Below are 24,514 nucleotides of genomic sequence, written 5' to 3' on the forward strand. Positions count from 1 at the left end.
CCTGTCGTTCCAATGTGTTCGAGAATAAACTCACACCAGCCTGACCAAACACTCGACGGTTGATTGTGCCACACATGCCGTTATGGTTCCTCATGTAACCAATGTGACGAGGTCCAAAGTGAGAACGTATCCCATTCCTTTCAATGAGGAAGCACGCCTGCGATCCGTGTTTGCAGTTCCCGGTTTGAGCGATGCGAACACTGGCGTCTTTGATGCGATCTGCGAAGCGACACGCAAAATCCTCGACTGCCCTATCGCCCATATCAGCGTCATTGAACAAGACACTCAGTGGTACAAATCGGTTGTCGGAATAGACCTTGACCGGATGCCGAAAGACAACAGCTTTTGCACCCATACGATCATGTCAGGCGCGCCTCTGGTGGTGCCTGATCTTAGCAAAGATCCCCGATTTGAAACCCATCCTATGGTCGCAAAAGGTGGCCCCGGTGCGCGGTTTTATGCAGGGGTTCCTCTGACTTTGTCATCTGGGCAGCGTTTTGGCAGCCTGTGTGTGCTTGATCTTGTGCCGCATGATGCGCCTTCCGATCACCAAATGGCCATTCTTTGCGATTTGGGAAAGGCCGTCGTTGCCGCATTGGAAGGCATCCCACCCAATCCTGTGGAACGCACAAACGACTATACCGTAAAGGCGACTTTCATCACGCTTATCGGGCATGAATTGCGCACACCGCTCACCATTCTTTTTGGTAGTCTGCAACTGCTTGAAGCGACCGCCCAAGGCGGCCTCAACGCCTCATTGCTCAGCTCCGCGCGCAAATCCGCATCGCATCTTACGGGGTTGGTCGAGACAATCATCGCCTTCAGTGACGCCTCGACAGGTGAATTGCGCCTGAACGAAAAGGTCTGCACCTTAGAAGACCTCCTAAAAGGCACCGCCGAACTGGTCCTTCCGGGGGCAGATGGCGAATTGCGGTCGATCGAGTTTACAGACGATGCGCAGATCACCCCCATCTATATCGACCCCGATCAAATCATGCTTGCGCTGCAGGCTCTTGCTTTGAATGCCATCAATCATGGCGGGCACAAAATCACAGTGGCGCGCCGTATAGATGCGTCTGGAAACGTCGAGATTTCGGTCACCGACAATGGTGCGCTGGACGATAACGTGGAACTCGCGGCGCTTTATGAACCCTTTGTGGTCGGAGGGCGTCTCGACAATAGGGACACACGCGGCGGGCTGGGCCTTGGTCTGCCGTTGACGCGCAAATTAGTTGAACTTCATGGCGGGGAATTCGAAGTCCAAGCCACAAAAGATAGCACTTGTGCCATCATCCGTCTGCCGGCTTGGCGTTTGAAAACGGTTCAACTGACCTGATAAATCACGACCTTGACCCGATGACCATGTGTGGTCATGGTCGCAGCCATATCGGAGGATTTATGACACAACGTGCACTTGTAACAGGCGGCGATGCAGGCATCGGTCGAACCTTGGCTTTGGCTTTCGCGGACAATGGCTATGATGTTGGATTTACCTATCTAACGCCGAGCACTCATGTGGACAGCCTTGTGGTCGACGTGGCAAAGCGTGGGCATAAAGCCTTTGGGTTTCAAAGTGATGCAGGCGATGCAGGTGCGGTCACACAACTCTATGTTGACGTGGAAAACGCCATGGGGGGGGCGCCTGATGTCTTGGTCAACAATGCGGGCATTCAAACTTGGTCGCCTTTGTTGGATTTGGATGTGGCCGATTTTGATCGGGTTATCCGCACCAATTTGCGTGGGTGTTTTTTAAACACGCAGATCGCCGCAAAGCACATGATCGCAGCTGGAAAACAGGGGGCGATCATCAACTTGGGATCAGGCTGCAACAAGCTTGGATTCCCAAACCTATCGGATTACACGGCCTCAAAGGGTGGCATTGAACAATTCACCAAAGCGTCAGCAATGGAACTTGGCCCTTATGGCATCCGCGTCAATTGCGTGGCCCCCGGTGCCATCGCGACAGATCGCACCGCTGATGAAACCGAAGGCTACGCAGAAAAATGGTCCGCCCTCACACCACTGCGCCGCGTTGGCACCCCCCAAGATATGGCAGGCCCTGTTGTGTTCTTGGCCTCGGATGCCGCTGCGTTCGTCACAGGTCAAACGCTATACGTTGATGGCGGCGTGTTTTCATCGGCCCCTTGGCCACAAGAATATTGATCATGAGCTTTAAGGCGCATTATAGCAGTCGAAGGGGGGAGATGGGCTTTTTGATGTAAGGGTTATCTATACAAAACCGATAGAGCGCCATGCCTTCATCAGTTTGCAGCGCGCGTGCAAATGCGTTGCTATGTTGGACCCGGGCTTCTTGTGTCAACTCAGATAGTTTGCCGTTTGTTAGGTTGTCCAAGCGCAGCATTTCTTGATGAAGTCGCGGTGTGGTACGGGAAATAGCCGTATCAACCGTTTGGTTTTTATTTCGCATTTTCCAATACTTATAGCCTATGTTGCGTGCCGCTTGGTGGGCACTTCCCTTCATGTTTTTAAGAACAAAACTCTGGGCATCTTTGATGATGTAGTGGTTGATCTGCGCGTATTGTCTTTGCTTGCTGTCGGTGCATTGAAAATTTCGAATGGTAAACTCATCACGGGGCAGTGCAGAGCTGTTGGTAATTTTGATTGATGGGTCGGTGATGTCCAAAGTCGGGGGTTTGTGGATGCCCGGCCTGCCAAACATCTCGCGTTTATAAAAGGATTTGTAGGCTTGTGGAAAACGTTCGATCCAATGGTCATGTTCTGACAATTGAAAGCGCTGTGTGACCAAATTGTTTGATAAAGACGATGCGCCGCTGGACCCAAAAAGTTTCCAATTGACGAACACGCAATCGAAATCTGAATACACCTTCCAAAAATCATTGAGTGTTCCTGCGCCGTGTTTGATTGTCAAAAACTCATCAAGATCTAAGGCCATGACCCAATCGGCCTTTAAAAAACTCTGTTGGCGTGACGCACGTTTGTAGGCCCTAACTTGGTGTTTGCCCTTTGGCGCGTGGTTGTAGAGGTACTGAATTTCACCGTGGTCTTGTAGTAAATTTAAGATTTCTCCCGTGCCATCTGTTGAATCATTTTGAAACATGATGATTTCGTCAAAACCGATGGCTTTATGATGCGCCACCCATTCCCAAATATAAGGCCCCTCATCCTTCGCGATGGTGACAAGAGCGGTTTTGGGTGGGGGAGACTGAACCATTGGGGAAACCACTTGTAAAATAGGGGCTTAAAGCGTGAATTTGATTAAGCCATGAACAAATATCTTAATGAATGATTTTGCAAGAAATGAAAATTTAGTCAACCTTAGGTACGTGAATTTTGACATAACGCCCTATTGCTCACGCGTATGCCAAATAGGGACACAGAACTGCAACATAAACGCTACTGGTGAGGGGGCTCGATTTTATAGTTTTGAGTGATACTTTCTAGCGAACTTAACCAAAAGACCCCCGCCATGGCGAGGGTCTAGACTTGTCATAATCACACATATGCTGCGCGTTTAGTCTTCGCGTTTTCCTGCGAATTTTTCTTGCCATTCGACCCGCTGGTCATCATCGATTTTCACGAACAAATTGTCTGGAACCGTAAAGGCGTGCCCTTCTTTGAATTCCCCCAAAGTTGCCGCGATATCTGTTGGCCAGTCGAGGTTAGACATGTTCAGCGCCGCTTGGATTTTTTCAGCCGTGTCCGGAATGAATGGCGCGGATAAGCGCGCATAAAGACCGATAAGATTCAGTCCCAAACGCACCTGCGCTGCCGCTTGCTCTGGATCGGTTTTAAACGTCGCCCAAGGGGCCGTGGTTTGCAGGTATTCGTTGCCCGCCACCCAAATGCCGCGCAGTTCCATTGCGGATTTACGCACGTCCATATTGGTCATGTGCGTCTCATAAGCCTTTAACTTATCAGATAAATCAGCAATTAAAGCTTCTTCAACCGGCCCGTAAGTGCCACCCGATGGTACGGATTCTGAGAATTTCGAACGACAGAATTTGGTGATACGTGAAACGAAGTTGCCCAATACATCAGACAGGTCTTTGTTCACAGATTGTTGGAAGTTTTCCCAAGTGAATTCTGAATCCGAGCTTTCAGGCGCATGAGACAATAGCCACCAACGCCAGTAGTCGGCAGGCAGAATAGACAAGGCTTGATCCATGAACACACCGCGCCCGCGCGAAGTCGAGAATTGCCCGCCATCGTAGTTCAGGTAGTTAAAGGATTTGATGTAATCAACCATCTTCCATGGCTCGTTTGATCCCAGCATTGTGACGGGGAAAGAGAGCGTGTGGAATGGAACGTTGTCTTTGCCCATGAATTGCACATATCGAACATCATCCGCGCCTTTATCAGTGCGCCACCAGCGCTCCCAATCGGCATCCGTCAGGCCATTGGCTTCGGTCCATTCATTCGCGCAGGCAATATATTCAATAGGCGCATCAAACCAAACATAAAACACTTTGCCTTCCATACCTTCCCAAGGTGCGTCGCCTTTTTGAACAGGTACGCCCCATTTGAGATCACGTGTGATGCCACGGTCTTGCAATCCGTCACCATCATTGAGCCATTTTTTGGCGATAGAGGTGGTCAGGATTGGCCAGTCTTTTTTCTCATCAATCCAATTGTTTAGCGCATCACGCATTTTGGACTGACGCAAATATAGATGCTTGGTTTCGCGTTCTTCCAAATCTGTCGCACCTGAAATGGTGGAATGCGGATTGATCAAATCAGTTGGGTCAAGCTGCTTGGTACAGTTGTCACATTGATCGCCCCGCGCAGAGTCGTAGCCGCAGTTGGGGCAGGTGCCTTCGATGTAGCGATCTGGTAAAAAGCGCCCATCTGTTTCTGAATAGACTTGGGTTTCGGACACTTCCTCAACCAGCCCTTCGTCAAACAAACGCTTGGCAAAATGTTGCGTCAATTTACGGTTTTGATCTGACGAGGACCGACCATAGTGATCAAACGACAGGCGAAACCCTTTTGCAATCTCGGCTTGGGCTTCATGCAATTGGGCGCAGAATTCAGCGACAGGTTTGCCTGCCTTTTGCGCCGCGATTTCCGCAGGCGTGCCATGCTCATCTGTGGCGCACAAAAACAACACTTCATCCCCACGTGCACGACAATAGCGGGCATATAAATCAGCCGGCAACTGCGAGCCGACAAGGTTTCCAAGGTGCTTGATGCCATTGATATAAGGCAGGGCGGATGTGATGAGTGTACGTGCCATGAAGGATCCCTTGCGGTGCGTCATGTGGAATGGGTTTCCTTGTCCTAACGCCCCTTGTGCGAAAGGGCCAGAGGCTTGTCTGCAGCAAGGGCGTTTGTCGATGTTTGCGTGATTTTTTTACGCACATTTTTACGCACAAGGGGTCATGGGTAAAGGTGCTCTTGAGTTCCGCAAACTTCCCAATAGGATGGCGCTAACATTTAAGTAAAAGAACAATGAGGAGGCGTTTCATGCGCTATCGCACACTCGGGCAAACCGACATCGAAGTTTCTGAAATCTGCTTGGGCACTATGACATGGGGCACGCAAAACACACTCGAAGAAGGCCACGCACAGATTGACCGTGCGGCAGAAGATGGCGTGACCTTTATGGACACGGCTGAAATGTATCCCGTGAACCCTGTGCGCAAAGAAACCGCAGGCGACACAGAGGCCATTATTGGTGAATATTTCGCACGCACCGGAAAGCGTAAAGATTGGGTGCTGGCCACTAAAATTGCAGGCCCCGGTCCGCTCGGCGCTGAAGGCATCACACCAAAGACACTCGTGAGCCAACTCGAAGCCTCGCTCAAGCGTTTGAAAACCGATTACGTTGATCTGTACCAATTGCATTGGCCTAATCGCGGATCTTACCACTTTCGCCAACATTGGGGTTTCGATCCCTCGCAACAGCCGGCCAAAGAAGACGTTTTGGACAACATGCGTGCAGTGAACGAAAAGATGGCCGAGCTGCAAAAAACTGGCAAGGTGCGGGCCTTTGGCACATCCAATGAATCCGCTTGGGGCATGGCACAATGGCTGCGCATCGCCGAAGAAACCGGCGGACCGCGCATGGAAACAATCCAAAATGAATATTCATTGCTGTGCCGTATGTATGACACGGATTTGGCCGAAATGGCGGTGCATGAAAAGTTTACGCTTTTGGCCTATTCCTGTTTGGGCTGCGGTCTTTTGACTGGTAAATACCAAGGCGGCACGGTCGTGGAAGAGGGCTCGCGGATGGCGCTGAATGGTGATTTGGGCGGACGGGTCACGCCACAAGCATGGACAGCGACACAAGCCTATTTGGACATTGCGGCCAAGCATGATCTTGACCCGACTGCGATGGCCATTGCGTGGACTTTGACGCGTCCTTTTGATCTGATGCCGATCATTGGCGCGACGTCTGTGCCACAGTTGGAAAAATCACTGGACGGTGAAACGTTGCAATTGTCCAAGGATGTGTTGAAAGACATCGATGCGGCTTATCGCGCGCATGCGTTACCGTTTTGACGACACTTGCATCCATTTGGCGCGCCAAACCAAGGCGCGCCATATCGGGTTTGATCTTTGCCATTTGTTGCGCATTGTCTCTTGCTGGCTGTGTCCCGCAAGATGATGTCGCACCAACCCAAAGTTACGGGCTTGCAGGATTTGACCCTAGCGCGGGGGAGGCAGCCAAGCAAAGCTGTCTTGCCAAAGGCGGAGACTATAGGTCTGGCGGTATTGCGGGGCTTATGGTGTGTTTTGAAACACCCAAAGATGCGGGGAAATCATGTGCCAAAGCCACCGATTGCGAAAGTCAGTGTTTGGCGCGCACTAAATCTTGTGCGCCGATTAAACCACTGTTTGGGTGTCATGCCATATTGGACAGCTCTGGACGCGAGGTGACGATATGCGTGGATTGATGATCCGCTGTGCTTTGGGTTCTATATTGTGCATGGCTTTGGCTGGCTGTTTGTCCACGGCCAGCGGGCCTGTGGCGGGCACACGTGACCAAAGCGTGCCGATGTCATCCTTGGCCAGTTTTGATCCCGCACAATTTTCGGGGCGCTGGTATGAAGTTGAAGCCTATGTGCCCGACGGCGCGTCTTGCGTGCTGGGGGCAGTGACCTTTAGTCGGCAAAAAAATGGCGATATGATCCTATCAGAGGGGCCATGCTCGGACGGAAATTTGCGGCGCGGTGTGGCCACGCGTATCGGCCCTGGCCGGTTCAATTTCGCAGGGGATGAGTTGTGGGTGTTGTGGGTGGATCAAAGTTATGATGTGGCTGTGATAGCCACGCCGACTGGAAAGGCGCATGTGCTGAGCAGGGCGCTTGAGATACCCCGTGACAAGCGCAAAGCAGCCCGTGATATTTTGACATGGAACGGGTTTGATGTATCTACATTGCGCCCCGCGCGGCGACGCTAACAGCGCAAGCATGACGATAGAATGAACATTTGGGAGGACAAGATGCGGATACTTTTTACAGGTGGGTCAGGCAAAGCGGGTAAACATGTTGTGCCCTATCTTTTGGAGCGCGGTCACCGCGTGGTGAACGCCGATTTGGTGCCTTTGGATCATCCGGGTGTGGACAATCTTACAGTTGATATCACGGACAGCGGCCAGGTGTTCAACGCATTGACATCATACGCGAATTTTGACGAACTTGAGCCGGGCACAGGCGTGCCGAAATTTGATGCTATCGTGCATTTTGCGGCCATCCCGCGTATTTTGCTTAAACCCGACAATGAAACATATCGGGTCAACACCATGAGCACCTATAATGTGCTTGAGGCGGCCGTGAAGCTTGGGATTAAAAAGGTGATTTTCGCCTCGTCCGAAACCACATACGGCGTCTGTTTCGCCGATGGGGAACGCAAACCTGAATATATTCCGTTGGACGAAGAGCACCCCGTGGTGCCCGAAGACAGCTACGCTATGTCCAAGGTTGTGAATGAAGTTACGGCCAAGTCGTTTCATCAGCGATCTGGTATCGACATCTACGGTATTCGTATCAACAACGTGATCGAGCCGCATGAATATGCGCAAAATTTCCCCGATTACGTGGCCAACCCTGATCAGCGCCGCCGCAATTTCTTTGCCTATATCGATGCGCGCGATTTGGGTCAGATGGTGGATTTGATGCTGCACAAAGATGGTCTGGGGTTTCAGATTTTCAATGCCGCAAACGAAGGTCATTCTGTCGATCTGTCTACATCTGAGATCATCAGTCGCTATTACGCCGATGTCCCCCAAGCCAGCGATATGGGGCCGGATGAGACATTTTTCTCAATCAAAAAGGCGAAAGACCTGCTTGGATTTGCGCCTGTCTACACGTGGCGCGACAAAATTTAACAGCTGCCATAGCAAGGGGCTTGCGCCGCGCGCGTCCCTTGCTTCACAAGTTGTGATGGGATGCATTGCATTTTTTGTGCATTCCATTGGTCTTTTTGACTCGGCGGTCAGAGATTTCCGTCCTATAGGCTCTCCATGACACATAATGATTTGCCCAGTGGCACCCCAAACATCAAAACACGCTCTTTTTCAGAACATGCCCGCATGGTGCTGACGCTCGGATTGCCGCTGGCTGCCAGCCAATTGGCGCAGTTTGCGCTGCATATGACTGACGTGGTCATGATGGGGTGGTACGGGCTTGATGAATTGGCTGCATTGGTGCTTGCGACTGGATTCTGGTTCATCATCTTTATTTTTATCGCGGGCTTTGCATTTTCCGTGATGCCATTGGTGGCAAAAGCATCGGGTGAAGGCGACATTACCTTGGTCCGCCGTGCCACACGCATGGCAATGTGGTTGTCTATCCTTGCTGCCATTTTGGTCTACCCGATCTTTTTGTTCTCGGCCGCGGCCTTTGAGGCCATGGGGCAAGATGCGCATATCGCCAAATTGGCACAGCCCTATTTGATCATCGCTGGCATTGAAATGGTGCCTGCCTTGATCGCTTTGGTGTTCCGGTCTTACTTTTCTGCGCTTGAACGTACGCGTGCCGTTTTGATCGCGGCTATTTTGGCCACTGTGGTGAACGCAGGGCTGAACTATGTGTTGATTTTTGGGAACTTTGGCGCCCCTGAACTGGGCATTGCCGGGGCGGCTGTCGCATCGTTGATCGTCAGCACATTGACGATGATCGGTTTGGCTGTTTACGCCCAAATCGTTACGCCAGAAAACGAATTGTTCCGCAATATTTTCAAACCCGATTGGGAGGTCTTTGGCCGTGTCTTGAAAATGGGCGTGCCGATTGGTCTGACATCTTTGGCCGAAGTGAGCCTGTTCAACGTGGCGTCTTTGATGATGGGCTGGATCAGCATCGAAGCACTGGCGGCGCATGGCATCGCGATGCAACTGTCCGCAGTGGCCTTTATGGTGCAAATTGGTCTTTCGCAGGCGGGCACCATCCGCGCGGGCAATGCGTTTGGTCGTAAAGACGAAGCTGATCTGCGGGCTGGGGCACGGGTTGTGACGTTGATGTCGATGGGCATGGCCGCGATTACTTGTATGATTTATTTCTCGATCCCAGAGATTTTGATTGGCTTGTTTATTGCGCCTGATGAACCGCAACGCGATGCTGTTTTGGCCATTGGCGCGACCCTGTTGATCTTTTCAGCACTGTTTCAATTCGCCGATGGGGGTCAAGTGGTGGCGCTGTCGTTGTTGCGCGGCGTACAAGACACGGCGATCCCATTTTGGCTTGCAAGCATTTCTTACTGGGCGGTCGGATTGCCCGTGGCCTATATCTTTGCCTTTGTCGTGGGCTGGGGTGCGTCTGGGGTTTGGGTCGGATTGCTGGTTGGGTTGAGCGTCGCATGCGCGATGATGACGTGGCGCTTTTGGGCGTACAAATCACGGATCACATCTGACGGCTGAACTGGATTGGGGGCGCCGCATTTAAGCGTGCCCCTATTTATCCTTAAGCAAACGGTCTGCTTTTTTACGGACCAAAACTGTGCGCAGATCATGCATCGCCATCAATAGGGGATCTGTCACATTTTCCAATTGATCTGGCGTGGCACGCGATTGGGCCCAGTGCGCTGTCAGATTGAGGTGATCAATTGCGCGGTGAATGTCGTCGATATCGCGCTGCGCCAACAAGGCCACGCGGTCCGCCATCCAGTCGTCGATCGCTTTCATATCACCATCAGATAAAGTGCGCCCGCCATGCGGCTTCACATCACCGTTTTTGACATTCACGACCGCAATTTGATCCATTTCAATGCGTCTTTGGCGATTGGCGGTGTCCAAACGGTAGACAAAAGCGCCGTTTTCACGCACGCGAAAGTAGTAGTCGGGCAGGTCTGCGCTCATACCAAATCTCTATCGTTTCTCGGGGTTACCGATTGTGGGTTTCGCGGTTTTACCGCTTTGAGGCTATGCTAACAGCCTCAAAGCGTTCATGCCAGTGGCCGCCTAGCGCAACGCGGCGCAGAAGGTTTGGATGCGGGTGCAAGCTTCCAACAAGGCGGCGTCCGATGTCGCATAGGACACGCGGAAATTCGGGGACAATCCGAAAGCCGCGCCAAACACCACAGCCACACCGGTTTCTTCCAAAAGCGCGGTTGCGAACACTTCGTCATTGGTGATCAACGCGCCCGCTTTGGATGTCTTGCCAATACAGCCTGAAATATCTGGGTAGACATAAAATGCGCCTTCAGGTGTCGGGCAGGTCACGCCCTCAATCTCGTTGAGCATGGACACCACCAAATTGCGGCGGCGCACGAATGTCTCGTTGTTCGTGGCCAAATAGTCTTGTGGACCGTTTAAGGCCTCAACCGCCGCATATTGCGAGATAGAACAAGGGTTTGACGTGGACTGTGATTGCACTTTGCGCATCGCACCGATCAATTCAACGGGCCCCGCAGCATACCCGATCCGCCAACCTGTCATCGCATAGGCTTTGGACACGCCATTGATGGTGAGTGTGCGATCATACAGTTTAGGTTCCACCTCGGCTGGGGTGCAAAATTCAAACCCGTCAAAGGCGAGATGTTCATACATATCATCGGTCATCACCCAGACATGGGGGTGGCGCAGCAATACGTCAGTCAGCGCTTTCAATTCAACACGGCTATAACCGGCACCCGTAGGATTCGACGGAGAGTTGAAAATCAGCCATTTGGTTTTCGGTGTGATAGCAGCCTCAAGTTGGTCTGCGGTGATTTTGAAATTGTTGGCTAGCGTGCCCTCAACCGCCACAGGTGTGCCGCCCGCCAGCAAAACCATGTCAGGATAAGAGACCCAATAGGGCGCTGGGATGATCACCTCGTCGCCCGGATTACAGGTTGCAACCAGCGCGTTGTACAGCACTTGTTTGCCGCCTGAAGACACGGAAACCTGTTGTGGCTCATAGTCCAAGCCATTGTCACGTTTGAATTTAGCGCAAATCGCCTGCTTCAATTCGACAATGCCATCGACCGCAGTGTATTTGGTTTTACCCTCATCGATGGCGCGCTTACCCGCGGCCTTAATGTTGTCTGGCGTGTCAAAATCAGGCTCGCCTGCACCAAGCCCGATCACATCTTGACCCGCGGCTTTGAGCTCTTGTGCCTTGGTCGTCACCGCGATGGTGGGGGAGGGTTTGACACGGGCAAGCGATTTGGAAAGAAATGACATAAGGCACCTTTTGGGGTTGTGGTTGATCCCTTGATAGACCTCCAAAACGTCTGCGCCAAGACGTCCCTTGCACATCAAGGGGGCAAAGTGCAAAAACGAGACAAAATGGAGAGTACCATGTCAACACAAGCCCCTAAAGAGACTCACGAACATCGCCTGAAACGCCTTAAAATTAGAGCATGGCGTCGCGGTATTAAAGAGATGGACCTGTTGATCGGGGGCTATGCCGATGCCAAATTGGCCAGCATGACGCCGCAAGAGCTTGATGATTTTGAAATGCTGATGAGTGAGCATGACCAGGATCTTTTGGCGTGGGTCACGGGCCAGCATGAGGTGCCTGTCGAATTGCAACCAACGCTTGATCTCTTACTTGCTTTTGCTGACAAACAAGGCGTTGCTCACGGCGGATAGCAAGATATTACTATCGTAGGATAACGTGTAAACATGGTTAACTAAATGACTGATCTTGTTCATATATGTTTATTTTTCGTATCCTGATCAAGTTGAAATTGTTTTCTATAAAAAAAGCAACGACGTTTAACTGAATTTTTGGATATTTCCGTCAAAGTGGCCTTCTACATGCCCTAATGGCGGAGTACCCAATGAGTATGCATTCTACGATTACCAAATCGAACGACACGACTTACATGGGGCAATATCTTGAAGCCCTATCTTTGGTGGAACGTCTTCACCGTCTTCTTCTTGATGTGATCAAGGACGAGTTTGAACGCGTCGGTGTTCTTGAAATAAATGCCGTACAGGCACTTCTTTTGTTCAATGTGGGCGGAAATGAAGTGACAGCAGGCGAGTTGAAATCCCGAGGATACTATCAGGGATCGAATGTGAGCTATAACCTGAAAAAACTGGTTGATATGGGCTATATGCACCATCAGCGCTGCGAAGTTGATCGGCGTTCTGTGCGGGTTAAACTGACTGAAAAGGGCCGCCATGTGTCCGATACAGTTTCCGAACTTTTTGAGCGTCACGCTGATGGTCTTGAAAATAAAGCTGTTTTGACGCCAGCAGACATTGATGAGATCAACACATCTCTACGTCGAGTTGAACGGTATTGGACAGATCAGATCCGCTACATTTACTAAACGACGTGATTTTGGACAGAATGTCCATTCCGTCGCTTCCTCAAGCTTAAAGCAGTCTATGATGCAAAAGCGCCCCCGCCTATATATGCGAGAGCGCCATTTTTTTGCGTGCGTTATGCACGATTTAAATATTTGAAATCTTACCAGTGACCAGTGTTTTGCATTGACGCCCAAGGCTCTGCAGGCGCAAGGCTTTCGCCCTCTTGCAGTAACTCAATAGAAATATTGTCAGGTGAGCGCACGAACGCCATATGTCCATCACGGGGAGGGCGATTGATAATGACGCCATTGTCCATCAGCGTCTGGCACAGGTCATAAATATTTTCGACACTGTACGCCAAATGGCCAAAATGACGCCCATCGGTTGGCAGCGCGTCGTCCCCATCCCAATTATAAGTCAATTCAACTGGGCAGTCTTCATCGCCTGCTGCTGCCATGAAAATTAATGAAAAACGTGCATTTTCATTTTCGATACGTCGTGTTTCTTTCAGACCCAGCAGTTCAAAAAAGGCCATAGATTTCTCGAGATCTTTCACTCGAACCATAGTGTGTAGGTATTTCATGTGTTTCTCCCTTTGCGTCTTTGTTTAACAATAACGTAGATGGTTGGAAATTCTAGGGACGAAGGCTCTCAGCCCCTTTGCACTTTGTGTAATTGACGCCTACAAATAATCCAAACGCGAACGGGGAGCGACAGGTGCAGCAGTATCACGACCAACTTAAGACCATTTTGGACAAGGGCGAGCACACGACAGATCGCACCGGAACTGGCACGATTTCTTATTTCGGCATGCAAACCCGCTATTCCTTGGCAGATGGGTTTCCTTTGGTTACGACTAAAAAAGTGCATTTACGCTCAATCATTCATGAACTTTTGTGGTTTTTGGCGGGCGATACCAATATCAAATACCTCAAAGACAATGGTGTTTCGATCTGGGATGAATGGGCCGATGCAAATGGGGATCTTGGCCCCGTTTATGGACATCAATGGCGTCGTTTCCCTGCGCTAGAAAAAACCAACGAGACCCGCAACGGTGAACCGCTTTTCATTGCCAATTCAGTGGATCAGATTCAAAATCTGATTGATATGATTAAAACCTCACCGGACAGTCGTCGGTTGATGGTGTCTGCGTGGAACCCTGCGGATGTGCCCAACATGGCTTTGCCGCCCTGTCATACGCTGTGGCAGGTTAAAATCCTTGGTGGAAAATTGCATCTTCAGCTGTATCAACGCTCCGCTGATATGTTCCTTGGGGTGCCTTTCAACATTGCGTCTTATGCATTGTTGTTACAGATGTTGGCGCAGGTTACGGGCTATGAACCGGGCGATTTTGTACATTCCATCGGCGATGCTCATATTTATTCCAATCACCTTGAACAGGTCGAATTGCAACTGTCACGCACACCAAAAAAGCTGCCACAGATGCGATTGAACCCCAATGTGAAATCACTTTTCGATTTCAAATACGATGATTTCGAGGTGCTTAATTACAATCCAGATCCGATGATCAAAGCGCCCGTGGCAGTCTAAAGGATTCGCATATGATTACGTTGATTGTTGCACGCGACCGCAATGGGGCCATTGGCAAAGACAATGAAATTCCATGGTATGCCCCAGAAGATCTTGCGTTTTTTAAACGCGAAACTTTGGGGGGGGCCTGTATTATGGGGCGTAATACATGGGACAGCTTGCCATTTAAGCCACTGAAAAACAGGTTGAACATCGTGGTCTCTTCGCAAGGTGTCGATCATGAGCACGTGTTTCCAACGCTAGAGGGCGCTATCAAGTTTGCCAAGGATCAGGCCTATGGCCGTGTGTACGGCATGGGCGGATTTGGTATTTACCAAGCGATGTTGCCACTGGCAGACCGGCTTTTGATCACCGAAGTCGATTTGGAAATCGAGCAGCCAGACACGTTTTTCCCTGAGTTTGACACAGCGGATTGGACCGAAACCACCCGCATGTGTTTGCGGTCTGATGGGCCGCGTTGTGATGTGGTTGAACGGCTGCGCAAGGTAAAGCCATAAAATATCATTGGCCGAACATGATCCAAAAGCTGGTCCGCTGCGTATCCCTTTTGAACAGGAGGCACCATGCAGCTCATACTTCTTTATATATCGACCGCCGTTGTTTTTCTTGGCTTGGATGCAGTTTTTCTAAAAAATATTATGAGACCGGTGTTCGAGACGCATCTCAGCGATTGGTTGCTTGATGAATTTAGAATCGGTCCCGCCGCCGTGTTCTATCTTGCATATATCGCAGGTGTGCTGTTTTTCGTGTCTTGGCCAGCGCTTGAAAGTGGGTCGATTTTTGGCACTTTCACGAAAGCGGCGCTGCTTGGATTGATGGCGTATGGGACCTACGAGTTCACAAATTACGCGACCCTTGATCGTTGGCACCCTACGATGGTTGCCGTCGATTTCATTTGGGGTGGTGTTTTGACAGGGGTGTCTGCTGTGGCTGGGATGTTGATCACGCGGGCTTTGACCTAAGTTATGGCTTGGCCCGCGCAGGTTTACTCAGGGCTTATTTCCGACAAAATAAATGCGTGAAGGGCGTTGCCAAGCGCGATGTGCGAAGCCTCGTTCATATGAATACCATCGACTTGATCTGTTTCAATCACAGATGCCGCGTCAAAAAAGGTAACATCACGCGCATCTGCCAACTCTTTCAAGGCTTTCGAGACGGCTTTTGCTTTGGCATCGGCGCCTCTAAATTCTTCGGCCAATGGTCCGCGTTCAACGGGATGCGGCGGGGCGATCAAGATGGGCTCGAACCCACCATGGCGCGCCTGCATTTCTTCAGACAGGCACACATCCAGATAAAAAGACGCCCCCGCAACGATGTCTTCGGGGGATGCATCGAAATGCGTTTTTTGGTCATTTGTCCCAAGCATGATGGTGATCGCATCAATCGGACCGTGGCTTTCAAGCGCGATAAACAATCCGACACGGCCATCCATATGAGGCCCCATGGTGGGGCAAGGAAAGGCAAATGTGCGCCCCGGAAGACCCTCTTCGACAATGTCCCACTTTAGTTTTTCACCCAAGACCACAGGCCAACGTCGCGCTGCACGTTCGCGTGGCAGATCGCGATCTGAGATTGGTAGCATGCCGTAGGTATTACTGTCGCCGAAACACAAAAGAGTTGGCATAGGGTCCTCCCAGACACAAAATGAAGCGGTCCCTACATGCTATAGGGACCGCTGGAAATCAAGTGATTGTGTGTGGATTACAGCGCTTGCAAGTCGCCGGCAGATTCGCGTCCATCACGGCCAGCTTGCAATTCGTATGACACCTTTTGGTTGTCCGCGAGGCCCGTCATGCCCGCGCGTTCTACAGCTGAAATGTGAACAAACACGTCTGGTCCGCCATCTTCGGGTGCAATAAATCCAAATCCTTTTGTCGTGTTAAACCATTTCACTGTGCCTTTGGGCATGGGCTGTTTCCTCTCAAAATAATTGCCGCATCGTGCGACAGTCGGTGCAGCTAAGTCTTCTAACGGCGATAGCTGCTCTAGTGAGGAGCGGTTCTTCCAGAAGGTAGCGGTCACGCATAAATTTTGCCGCATGCCTGTTAAAACTCAAGCCATAAGTTTGTAACGATCGTATTTTTTAAGAAAAAAGTTATAATTTTTGGCTGCATATCGTGGGGGAACAGGGGTAAAGTGACGAAAACGTCCTGTTTGGGCGACCCTAAGGATTGAACGATGACCAAAATTTACGGAATCAAAACCTGCGATACATGCCGAAAAGCGACTAAAATCTTAGGGCTTGAGTTGACGGACATTCGCACAAACCCTTTGTCTTTGGATGAATTGAAGCGGTTTCATGCGGCTTTTGGTGATGCGTTGCTCAACACCAGATCAACAACATGGCGCGGCCTGTCCCAAGATGAGCGTGCTCGCCCGCCGCTTGATCTTTTGTCGGATCACCCAACGTTGATGAAACGTCCGGTGATTGATGTTGAGGGCAAGCTGTATCTTGGCTGGGGCAAAGACGTGCAGGCAGCTTTAAACGTTTAAAGTTTGCCAGACAGACGCTTTTTGACCAAGGCATCGATTGAAAACGGCCCTGCGCCAAGCCCGATTAAAGTGAACAAACCGAGCACCCAAAAGGCACGTTGGTCCAAAATCAGCGCATCTGAGGCACGATCAAACCACAGGCCAATGGTGGCCGCATCCGCGTGGTGCCCCACAATATCTGTAAGGCTTTGCACCACAATAAAGCCCGCCATTGCCAAAGCGGCAGGGCGGGTGGCGAACCCGATGATCAACAGCGCAGGCAATACAAACTCTGCATAGGTGCCGCCCATGATGACCAACCAGTGGAACGCCCCGAACCCTGAAATGTCATAACCTGCTGCCTCTAGTTGGCGCGGGAAAATCTGTGCATAGGCCCCAAGAGACGGAGTGAATACGCCGTCAAGCTTGGTCAAAGCCGAGGCCCAAAAGTAGCGCGCCAATACTGCAGCAAAGACAAAACGTGCCAACAGTGGCAGGTGTCGTGCTGTAAAACGATCTAGGCGATTCAAATTATTAAACATTGTCGTACTCCAATTTCGTAATGGCACCACCGGATACCAGCGCGCCGATAAAAGCGGTTAGATCAAGCTCGTCTGGCGCGTGTTCGATGGCCTGTCCCAGCGGAATTCCCGCCTGCAGGGCAGTCGTGATGGCTATGGTTCCAGCAGGGAGTGCTGTGGCAATCGGGTCAAGGTCTGGGCGCGTGATCAAAACATCTTGCGCGCCAGATGTGGGTTTTGGGCCGCCAAGCGCCGCTGCGCGTATTTCGGCAACAGGGTGGGCAAAACTTAGCATGGTACAGGCGGGCGCGAGTGTGATCTGTGCGGAAAATATATGAGGGTTTTCCAGCGCACGAGCCGCAACAGGCAGTGCATCCGCAGCGTGGTAGGCACGACGCAATGCATATTCCAACTGCGCGACGCCACTTAAATAGGGCAAAGACGCAGCGGGTTCAAACGATGCGATGAAGTCAGCAAAATCAGCACCATAAAGCGTCAAAATCGGCGAGTTTGGTGGGGTTTTCCGAATGAAAACATCGCTCATGGCCGCAAAAAAAGCGTCACCAACCAAAGATGCCACGGCTGGAAATCCATCGGCCATAGCAGCTTTCAGACTGACAATGATGTTGTTGCGATAAACTGAAAACCGCTTGGGGGCGGGGGTTCCATCAGGGCCAACAATGCCAAGCGGCGCGGCGCGTTCGGGGTTCATAGCAGCAGCAATAAAGTCCGTTTGGCTGACGCGATCTGTCATGCGGGCACCGGAGTTAAAATATCTGCAGCGCGGTGGGCTTCGTCGGTCAAAACGGACCATGCGGGCACATCCGTATCCCATTCGATCAAGGTCGGTTTCGCGCCGCATGCCGCAATCGTATGGGCATAAAGTGCCCAAACAGGGTCTGCGATCTCACGCCCGTGACTGTCAATCAACAACGGTGCGCCATGATCGTCGGTGTCCTCATCATGTCCACCCAGATGGATTTCACCCACTTTATCCAGTGGAAAGGTATCGATATACGCGCGGGCATCCATCTGTAAATTGGTGGCAGAGACAAAGACGTTGTTCACATCCAGCAAAAGCCCGCAACCTGTGCGTTTGGTGACTTCGCGCAAGAAAGCGACTTCATCCAGAGTGCTCTCAGAAAACGCCAAATAACTGGATGGGTTTTCCAACAACATCTGCCGCCCCAACGTGTTTTGAACTTCATCGATATGATCGCAAACGGTTTCGAGTGTGGCGTTTGTATAGGGCAGGGGCAGCAGGTCGTTGTAAAACCCCATGTCATGGGTCGACCATGCCAGATGTTCGGAAAAAGACGCGGGCGTAAGCCAGTCGTTGAGGTGTTTCAGACGCGCAAGATGGTCTGGATCAAGGCGCCCTTCGGAGCCGATCGACAGGCCAACGCCGTGCACAGATATTGGAAATTTTTCGGAGAGGGCGCGTAGCTGCGCAAGCGGACGCCCACCTGCGCCCATGTAATTTTCAGCGTGAATTTCGAGCCAAGTGACAGGGGCTGCATCCGCCAAAATATCAGAAAAGTGCTGGGGCTTATAGCCGACGCCAACACTCTTTGGCAGCATGTCAAAATGATGTGTCATAGTATTCCCCCTGAAAAGGATCGCCACACAGATATGCGGCGATCCAGTGGCGCTTAGGTTGCCATGTCGCGGTCAAGAGCTTCGAGTGAGCCTTTGCGCATCATGTCGTCCATGCCTGCTGGCAATTCCATTGTTTCACATGTGCCTGCTGGGACCAATGACCATGCGTTGCCTTGGTAATCGACTTTGGATGTACCTGCGCATGTTGTGCCTGGGCCCGCTGCGCAATCGTTTTCGCCTGCAAGTGAGACGCCGAAGCATTTTTCAGTCGCGCCTTCAGCAGATACTGTTGTTGCGTGAGCGGACAAAGCAGCGGCGAGTGCGCCAGCAAGAGCGATTGATTTTGTGTGTTTGGACATTGTGTGTCTCCCTAAGGTCATGCGTTTACGCCGTAGTTGGCGGTGTAAACAGGGTGCCTCAAACGAAGCTCTCTCGCCATTCACAGGGACGTGTCCCACGCGTGTGTCAGTAAATGTAACAAACGAAAACGTGAGTTGCCTGTGAAAACGGCATGAAAAAAGGCGATCAAATGATGACCGCCTTTGTTTTTTTTCAATAGCTTAGGGTCTATCTAAGGTCGGGTGCCAAGGCTTCAGCTTTAAGTTGTGCAATCAAATCATCAAGGGGAGAGACAGATGTTTGTTTCTCTCCAAGGCGTCGAACTGAAACAGTCCGCTCTTCGACCTCACGCGCACCAACGGCCAATATTACAGGAACTTTGCCCAATGAGTGCTCGCGCACCTTGTAGTTGATCTTTTCATTGCGGGTATCTGCTTCGGCACGCACACCGGCAGCGCGCAGTTGCGCCACGACCTCATGCACATAGTCGTCCGCGTCCGAGATAATCGTCGCGACAACCACCTGACGTGGGGCCAACCAGAACGGTAGTTTGCCTGCGTGAGATTCAATTAAGATACCGATAAAGCGCTCAAACGAGCCCAGAACAGCACGGTGCAACATCAAAGGACGGTGCTTGTTGCCATCTTGGCCGACATAGCTGGCGTCTAGGCGTTCGGGCAAGTTCGGGTCAATTTGCAGCGTGCCACATTGCCAATCGCGGCCAATCGCATCGGTCAACACAAACTCAAGTTTAGGCCCGTAGAATGCGCCTTCGCCCTCTTGCAACTCGAAATCATAGCCTGCGGCCTTGATCCCATTGGCCAGCGCAGCCTCGGCAGCATCCCAGCTTTCCTCGGTTCCAACACGTTTTTCAGGGCGTGTGGACAGTTTCACTTTCCACTGATCAAACCCCAAATCGGCATAGACTTTCGCCAAGAAGGTGACGAACTTTTTGGTCTCATCTTCGACCTGCTCATCCGTACAGAAAATATGAGCGTCATCTTGGGTAAACCCGCGCACACGCATGATGCCGTGCAGCGCGCCGGAGGGTTCATAGCGGTTACAAGAGCCAAATTCGGCCATGCGCAAGGGCAGATCGCGGTAAGATTTCAAACCTTGGTTGAACACCTGCACGTGGCACGGGCAGTTCATAGGTTTGAGCGCATTGATTGCTTTTTCGCGGGCGTGTTCTTCGTCGACTTCAACGATAAACATGTTCTCTTGGTAGTTTTCCCAGTGGCCTGATTTTTCCCACAACTTGCGGTCGACAACCTGCGGTGTGTTCACCTCGACATAGCCGTCAACCTCTTGCATGCGGCGCATGTAGTCTTGCAATTGTGTGTAGATTTTCCAGCCATTCGGATGCCAGAAAATCTGCCCTGGGGCTTCTTCTTGCATGTGGAACAGGTTCATCTCACGGCCAAGTTTGCGGTGATCGCGTTTGGCTGCTTCTTCCAGCATGGTCATGTGGGCTTTAAGATCGTTGCGGTTTTTAAACGCCACGCCATAAATCCGCTGCAACATTGGACGTGAACTATCACCAAGCCAGTAAGCGCCAGCGACATGGGTCAATTTGAACCCATCGGCAGGCACTTGGCCTGTGTTTTGCAAGTGTGGCCCACGGCACAGATCTTGCCAGTCGCCATGCCAATACATGCGCAGGTCTTCGCCTTCGGGGATCTTGTGGATCAGCTCAACTTTGAAAGGCTCACCTGCGTCTTCATAAAATTTGATCGCGCGCGCACGGTCCCAAGTTTCGGTTTTTACCGCATCGCGGGCGTTGATGATTTTCTTCATCTCGGCCTCGATGGTGCCTAGATCCTCTGGTGTGAAAGGCTCTTTGCGATCAAAGTCATAGAACCAACCGTAATCGCGCACAGGGCCGATGGTCACTTTGACATCAGGCCAAATCGCTTGCACAGCACGCGCCATGATATGCGCCAAATCATGGCGGATCAGTTCAAGCGCTTGTGTGTCGTCTTGCATGGTGTGGATCGCGATGTTGGCGTCGGCATTGATCGGCCACTGCAGATCAAAATGCGCGCCATTTACTGTCGCTGAAATCGCTTTTTTACCCAAAGAGGTGGCAATGCTATTGGCCACTTCGCCCGGAGTGATACCAGCGTCGTATTCGCGGATTGAACCATCGGGAAGGGTGAGTTTGACTTGATTAACTGTGACTTGGGCCATTTGGGCACTCCTCGTCATTTTGGCGCCTACCAAGCGCCCGGTTGCGGGTCTATGTTCGCCCGCTTTTTGGTCCGCCTTGCGGGGCAAGTCAACTGATTTATCACCCGTGCGGGCTTGTGTGTGCTTTGCGTGCAAACTAACTTACTGGCACTCTATTCCGTCGGGGCCGTGCCGCCGACTTGCCATGTAGGAGACACTATGACCGATTTCTTAGACACCCCATCTGGACGGCGCATTGCCTATCACCAAAGCGCGGGAACGGGCGTTGGGATTGTCTTTCTGGGGGGCTTTATGTCGGACATGGAAGGCACCAAAGCTGTCGCGCTTGAGGCATGGGCGCAAGCGCAAGGACGGCCTTTTGTGCGGTTTGATTATTCTGGGCATGGTCAAAGTGCGGGTGCGTTCATTGATGGCAGCATCGGTGAATGGGCCGCAGATGCTCAAGCCGTCATTACAAGTTTGACACAGGGGCCTCAGATTTTTGTTGGCTCGTCGATGGGCGGCTGGATCGCGCTTTTGATGACACAGCGCATCGCAGACAAAGTCGCAGGATTTGTGGGCATAGCGGCGGCACCAGATTTTACAGAAGACAGTATGTTGGCTGGATTTTCACCGGAACAGATTGTCGAACTAGAAGAAAATGGTGTTGTACTTTTGCCGTCAGGCTATGGCGCGCCGTATCCGATCACATCAAAGCTGCTTGATGATGGACGTGACAATCTGGTGCTGCGTACACCTTTGCCTTTGCCGTTTCCTGTGCGGTTTTTACAGGGCACTTTGGACAGTTCTGTCGAGCGTTCCGTCGCACTGCGATTACTGGACCATGCCGATGGGGATGATATCCAGTTGAAATTTATAAAAGGCGCGGATCACAGTTTTTCTTCGCCTGTGTGTCTTGAGGCAGTCCAAGCTGCCATTTTGGATGTAACCGCACGGGTGTGAAATTTACGCCTGGGGCGGGCACGTGCGCAAAATTACGCCGATATCGATGATTTTCATGCTGTTATAAGGACTTGAGCGGATTGGATGCTTGACGCTAGCGGTGTCCTTCGCAATCAGTGCATCTGAACGTGGGACTTGGGTAGGGTGTAAAATGAACGAAGCTGTGGTGTTGCTTCCTGGGTTTATGGCCGATGGTCGCGTGTTTGTAGATCAAATCCCTGCGTTGAGCCAAGATCGCGCTGTGCATGTCGCCCCTTTGCTTGGGGCCACTCTTGAAGATATGGCGATGGCTGTTCTTGCAAATGCTCCGCCGCGTTTTGCAATTGTGGGGCATGATTTGGGGGCGACTGTCGCGACCGAAATCCTGCGCCGTGCCCCAGACCGCGTGACGCGTTTGGCATTGATCTGTGCATCTGCCCAAGGGGAAACGCCAATTGCCTCTGCTGCGCGCGAACCGCGTATGGTGCGTGCCAAAGCGGGGCGGTTTGGTGAGGTTTTGATGGAAGAATTGCCCAGCACAACCTTGGCCGACAGCCCGCACCGCAATGCTATTCGGGATCATTGGGTTGATATGGCACTTGAGGCTGGGCTTGAGACCTATTTGCGCCAATCCCGGATCATCCAACGCAGGCCTGACATGCAAAATGTTTTACGCCGTGCGCGGTTGCCCTGTATCGTGATTGGCGGAGCTGCGAACACACTCGCACCACCGCGCAGGCAAGAGTTTATCGCAGAATTAATGCCATGCGCGGAATATGTTCTTTTAAAAGGGGCAGGGCATCTGCCGATGTTTGAAACCCCGAGTGCGCTGACGCGGGCGCTTCAGTCGTGGTTAAAGACTGAAGCGCCGTTTGTTTTACGTTAGCTCGCTTTTGCGTTTTTAGGCGCTGGTTTTGCAGCTGCTTTGGGGGCCGTTTTTGGTTTTGCTTGCGTGCCGCCAACACTTCGTGGACCAGAGTTTTGATCAATGAAATTTAGCACCAATGGGCGAATGTTGTTGCGCCAGCTTTTGCCTGCAAAAATACCATAATGCCCTGCGCCAGGTTCAAGATGGAACGCCTTTTTGCTGTCGGGCAGGCCAGTACATAGGTCTAGGGCCGCGACACATTGACCGGGCGCTGAGATGTCATCGTTCTCGCCTTCGACCGTTTTTACGGCGACATCGGTGATTTTCCCGATATCGATTCGCTTGCCGGCGACGACGAATTCATTCTTTGCGATCTCAAGACCTTTGAAAATACGGTCGACGGTAGAGAGATAGAATTCAGCGGTCATATCCATAACTGACAGGTATTCGTCGTAGAACTTATTGTGCTTGTCATGTTCGCCAGCTTCGCCTTTGGCGACACGGCTGATTTGATCGCTAAAGGCGCGCGCATGTGTTTCGGCATTCATCGAGATAAAGGACGACAGTTGCAGCAGGCCGGGGTAAACCTTGCGACCAACCCCTTTGTATTTAAAGCCGACGCGTTGGATCATGCTTTGTTCAAGCTGGCCCATTGTCACGCGGTTGCCAAAATCAGTGACATCCGTTGGTGTCGCATCTGGATCAATCGGGCCACCGATAAGCGTCAAAGTGCGCGGCTGGGCGGCGGGGTCTTCTTCGGCCAAATAAGCTGTCGCAGCCAATGTGAGTGGCGCGGGTTGGCACACGGCGATCACATGGGTTTGTGGCCCCATATATTTCATGAATTCAACAAGGTAGAGGGTGTAATCTTCGATGTCGAACTTGCCCTCTGACACCGGAATATCGCGCGCGTTGTGCCAATCTGTGATGTAGACTTCGCAATCGGGCAGCAAGGACACAACCGTTGAGCGCAGCAATGTGGCGTAGTGGCCAGACATCGGCGCGACGATCAAAACCTTGCGCGGCATCTCATCGCGGCCTTGGACATTAAAGTGGATCAGATCGCCGAAGGCTTTGCTGACTTCGATGTCTACATCGACGATATGGTCGCGGCCATCTTCGCCGACAACGTTGTAAATGCCCCAATCGGGCTTGGTCGCCATGCGGGCAAATGAGCGTTCAGTAACTTCGCCCCAAGCGGCCATCCATTGAAGTGCGGGGTTAGCTGTCATTGACGCCGCGGGGTATGAGCCAAGCGCCTGTGCCGATGCGCCCAGCCATTGGTTCGTCGTGCGCAGCGTTTCCATAAAGTCATAAGTCGCCATGAACCGCATGTGGTCTCCATTCTGCCGAACTGATCGGCCATGCGACGCTTCCCTCTTGGAAATG

The 24,514-nt window shown here is 51.6% G+C and carries 28 protein-coding genes; 15 read left to right on the plus strand and 13 right to left on the minus strand.

Annotated features, from left to right (window positions below; translation table 11 throughout):
• The first annotated feature begins 118 nt into the window (after positions 1 to 118).
• Complete coding sequence (locus tag BM025_RS07910) at positions 119 to 1,336, plus strand: GAF domain-containing sensor histidine kinase (protein ID WP_085849406.1); 1,218 nt, start codon at positions 119 to 121, stop codon at positions 1,334 to 1,336.
• 62 nt (positions 1,337 to 1,398) lie between these two features.
• Positions 1,399 to 2,163 carry an SDR family NAD(P)-dependent oxidoreductase gene (locus tag BM025_RS07915; RefSeq protein ID WP_085849405.1) on the plus strand — a complete coding sequence of 255 codons (765 nt, stop codon included), beginning with the start codon at positions 1,399 to 1,401 and terminating at the stop codon, positions 2,161 to 2,163.
• 19 nt (positions 2,164 to 2,182) lie between these two features.
• Here BM025_RS07915 and BM025_RS07920 read toward each other — a convergent pair whose 3' ends face one another.
• Together BM025_RS07920 and metG are read right to left on the minus strand one after the other, a co-directional pair.
• A complete protein-coding gene (locus tag BM025_RS07920) occupies positions 2,183 to 3,193 on the minus strand; it encodes a glycosyltransferase family 2 protein (RefSeq protein WP_085849404.1) in 1,011 nt (336 codons plus the stop codon).
• Between the two features lie 300 nt (positions 3,194 to 3,493).
• Entirely contained in the window at positions 3,494 to 5,215 is a 1,722-nt protein-coding gene (gene metG / locus BM025_RS07925) for a methionine--tRNA ligase (RefSeq protein WP_085849458.1), read from the minus strand.
• Between the two features lie 230 nt (positions 5,216 to 5,445).
• Between metG and BM025_RS07930 the strand changes: the two genes are divergently transcribed.
• The 5 genes from BM025_RS07930 to BM025_RS07950 all read left to right on the plus strand — a co-directional run bounded on the left by BM025_RS07930 (position 5,446) and on the right by BM025_RS07950 (position 9,841).
• The gene (locus tag BM025_RS07930; protein WP_085849403.1) at positions 5,446 to 6,486 is read left to right on the plus strand and encodes an aldo/keto reductase; all 1,041 of its coding nucleotides are present in this window, start codon (positions 5,446 to 5,448) and stop codon (positions 6,484 to 6,486) included.
• The gene (locus BM025_RS07935) at positions 6,483 to 6,881 is read left to right on the plus strand and encodes a hypothetical protein (RefSeq protein WP_085849402.1); all 399 of its coding nucleotides are present in this window, start codon (positions 6,483 to 6,485) and stop codon (positions 6,879 to 6,881) included. The genes BM025_RS07930 and BM025_RS07935 overlap by 4 nt, the downstream gene beginning before the upstream one ends.
• On the plus strand, positions 6,869 to 7,387 hold the full coding sequence (locus BM025_RS07940; RefSeq protein ID WP_085849401.1) for a lipocalin family protein: 519 nt from the start codon (positions 6,869 to 6,871) through the stop codon (positions 7,385 to 7,387). The genes BM025_RS07935 and BM025_RS07940 overlap by 13 nt, the downstream gene beginning before the upstream one ends.
• Before the next feature lie 42 nt (positions 7,388 to 7,429).
• Positions 7,430 to 8,314, plus strand: coding sequence for an NAD-dependent epimerase/dehydratase family protein (locus tag BM025_RS07945; protein ID WP_085849457.1), 885 nt, complete (start codon positions 7,430 to 7,432; stop codon positions 8,312 to 8,314).
• Positions 8,315 to 8,449: 135 nt separating this feature from the next.
• Positions 8,450 to 9,841: an MATE family efflux transporter gene (locus BM025_RS07950; RefSeq protein WP_085849400.1), complete on the plus strand. Its 1,392-nt coding sequence runs from the start codon at positions 8,450 to 8,452 to the stop codon at positions 9,839 to 9,841.
• 33 nt (positions 9,842 to 9,874) lie between these two features.
• Here BM025_RS07950 and BM025_RS07955 read toward each other — a convergent pair whose 3' ends face one another.
• Both BM025_RS07955 and BM025_RS07960 read right to left on the minus strand, forming a co-directional pair.
• Entirely contained in the window at positions 9,875 to 10,279 is a 405-nt protein-coding gene (locus BM025_RS07955) for a hypothetical protein (protein WP_085849399.1), read from the minus strand.
• Positions 10,280 to 10,381: 102 nt separating this feature from the next.
• Positions 10,382 to 11,584 carry a pyridoxal phosphate-dependent aminotransferase gene (locus BM025_RS07960; RefSeq protein ID WP_085849456.1) on the minus strand — a complete coding sequence of 401 codons (1,203 nt, stop codon included), beginning with the start codon at positions 11,582 to 11,584 and terminating at the stop codon, positions 10,382 to 10,384.
• Positions 11,585 to 11,701: 117 nt separating this feature from the next.
• On the opposite strand from BM025_RS07960, the gene BM025_RS07965 reads away from it, so the two are divergent.
• Positions 11,702 to 11,995, plus strand: a complete 294-nt coding sequence (locus BM025_RS07965) for a succinate dehydrogenase assembly factor 2 (protein ID WP_085849398.1) — start codon at positions 11,702 to 11,704, stop codon at positions 11,993 to 11,995.
• Between the two features lie 191 nt (positions 11,996 to 12,186).
• Positions 12,187 to 12,684, plus strand: coding sequence for a MarR family winged helix-turn-helix transcriptional regulator (locus BM025_RS07970; protein WP_085849397.1), 498 nt, complete (start codon positions 12,187 to 12,189; stop codon positions 12,682 to 12,684).
• 140 nt (positions 12,685 to 12,824) lie between these two features.
• On the opposite strand, the gene BM025_RS07975 is transcribed toward BM025_RS07970, so the two are convergent.
• Complete coding sequence (locus BM025_RS07975) at positions 12,825 to 13,247, minus strand: VOC family protein (protein ID WP_085849396.1); 423 nt, start codon at positions 13,245 to 13,247, stop codon at positions 12,825 to 12,827.
• Between the two features lie 134 nt (positions 13,248 to 13,381).
• Between BM025_RS07975 and BM025_RS07980 the strand changes: the two genes are divergently transcribed.
• The 3 genes from BM025_RS07980 to BM025_RS07990 all read left to right on the plus strand — a co-directional run bounded on the left by BM025_RS07980 (position 13,382) and on the right by BM025_RS07990 (position 15,177).
• Complete coding sequence (locus BM025_RS07980; protein WP_085849395.1) at positions 13,382 to 14,215, plus strand: thymidylate synthase; 834 nt, start codon at positions 13,382 to 13,384, stop codon at positions 14,213 to 14,215.
• Positions 14,216 to 14,226: 11 nt separating this feature from the next.
• Positions 14,227 to 14,712, plus strand: coding sequence for a dihydrofolate reductase (locus BM025_RS07985; RefSeq protein ID WP_085849394.1), 486 nt, complete (start codon positions 14,227 to 14,229; stop codon positions 14,710 to 14,712).
• Between the two features lie 66 nt (positions 14,713 to 14,778).
• Positions 14,779 to 15,177 carry a DUF2177 family protein gene (locus tag BM025_RS07990; RefSeq protein WP_085849393.1) on the plus strand — a complete coding sequence of 133 codons (399 nt, stop codon included), beginning with the start codon at positions 14,779 to 14,781 and terminating at the stop codon, positions 15,175 to 15,177.
• 23 nt (positions 15,178 to 15,200) lie between these two features.
• On the opposite strand, the gene BM025_RS07995 is transcribed toward BM025_RS07990, so the two are convergent.
• Together BM025_RS07995 and BM025_RS08000 are read right to left on the minus strand one after the other, a co-directional pair.
• On the minus strand, positions 15,201 to 15,839 hold the full coding sequence (locus BM025_RS07995; protein WP_085849392.1) for a GDSL-type esterase/lipase family protein: 639 nt from the start codon (positions 15,837 to 15,839) through the stop codon (positions 15,201 to 15,203).
• A gap of 77 nt (positions 15,840 to 15,916) precedes the next feature.
• Positions 15,917 to 16,123, minus strand: coding sequence for a cold-shock protein (locus BM025_RS08000; protein WP_085849391.1), 207 nt, complete (start codon positions 16,121 to 16,123; stop codon positions 15,917 to 15,919).
• A gap of 270 nt (positions 16,124 to 16,393) precedes the next feature.
• On the opposite strand from BM025_RS08000, the gene BM025_RS08005 reads away from it, so the two are divergent.
• On the plus strand, positions 16,394 to 16,708 hold the full coding sequence (locus BM025_RS08005) for an arsenate reductase family protein (protein WP_085849390.1): 315 nt from the start codon (positions 16,394 to 16,396) through the stop codon (positions 16,706 to 16,708).
• Here the strand turns inward: BM025_RS08005 and BM025_RS08010 are convergent.
• The 5 genes from BM025_RS08010 to thrS form a co-directional block, all read right to left on the minus strand.
• Positions 16,705 to 17,229, minus strand: coding sequence for a DoxX family protein (locus BM025_RS08010; protein WP_085849389.1), 525 nt, complete (start codon positions 17,227 to 17,229; stop codon positions 16,705 to 16,707). The two genes, BM025_RS08005 and BM025_RS08010, sit on opposite strands and share 4 nt — an antisense overlap.
• Complete coding sequence (locus BM025_RS08015) at positions 17,222 to 17,962, minus strand: HvfC/BufC N-terminal domain-containing protein (RefSeq protein WP_170842156.1); 741 nt, start codon at positions 17,960 to 17,962, stop codon at positions 17,222 to 17,224. Before BM025_RS08015 ends, BM025_RS08010 begins: the two co-directional genes overlap by 8 nt.
• Positions 17,959 to 18,807, minus strand: coding sequence for an MNIO family bufferin maturase (gene bufB, locus BM025_RS08020; protein WP_085849388.1), 849 nt, complete (start codon positions 18,805 to 18,807; stop codon positions 17,959 to 17,961). The genes BM025_RS08015 and bufB overlap by 4 nt, the downstream gene beginning before the upstream one ends.
• Positions 18,808 to 18,860: 53 nt before the next feature.
• A complete protein-coding gene (locus BM025_RS08025) occupies positions 18,861 to 19,166 on the minus strand; it encodes a BufA1 family periplasmic bufferin-type metallophore (RefSeq protein WP_085849387.1) in 306 nt (101 codons plus the stop codon).
• 208 nt (positions 19,167 to 19,374) lie between these two features.
• On the minus strand, positions 19,375 to 21,336 hold the full coding sequence (gene thrS, locus BM025_RS08030; protein ID WP_085849386.1) for a threonine--tRNA ligase: 1,962 nt from the start codon (positions 21,334 to 21,336) through the stop codon (positions 19,375 to 19,377).
• 198 nt (positions 21,337 to 21,534) lie between these two features.
• Between thrS and BM025_RS08035 the strand changes: the two genes are divergently transcribed.
• Positions 21,535 to 22,278 carry an alpha/beta fold hydrolase gene (locus BM025_RS08035; RefSeq protein WP_085849385.1) on the plus strand — a complete coding sequence of 248 codons (744 nt, stop codon included), beginning with the start codon at positions 21,535 to 21,537 and terminating at the stop codon, positions 22,276 to 22,278.
• Positions 22,279 to 22,429: 151 nt separating this feature from the next.
• Positions 22,430 to 23,143 (plus strand): alpha/beta fold hydrolase, encoded by a 714-nt coding sequence (locus BM025_RS08040; RefSeq protein ID WP_085849384.1) that lies wholly within the window; start codon positions 22,430 to 22,432, stop codon positions 23,141 to 23,143.
• Here the strand turns inward: BM025_RS08040 and phaZ are convergent.
• Positions 23,140 to 24,459, minus strand: coding sequence for a polyhydroxyalkanoate depolymerase (gene phaZ, locus BM025_RS08045; RefSeq protein ID WP_085849383.1), 1,320 nt, complete (start codon positions 24,457 to 24,459; stop codon positions 23,140 to 23,142). The two genes, BM025_RS08040 and phaZ, sit on opposite strands and share 4 nt — an antisense overlap.
• Between the last annotated feature and the right edge of the window lie 55 nt (positions 24,460 to 24,514).

Source organism: Pacificibacter marinus (genome assembly GCF_900109555.1).
Lineage (GTDB): Bacteria > Pseudomonadota > Alphaproteobacteria > Rhodobacterales > Rhodobacteraceae > Celeribacter > Celeribacter marinus_C.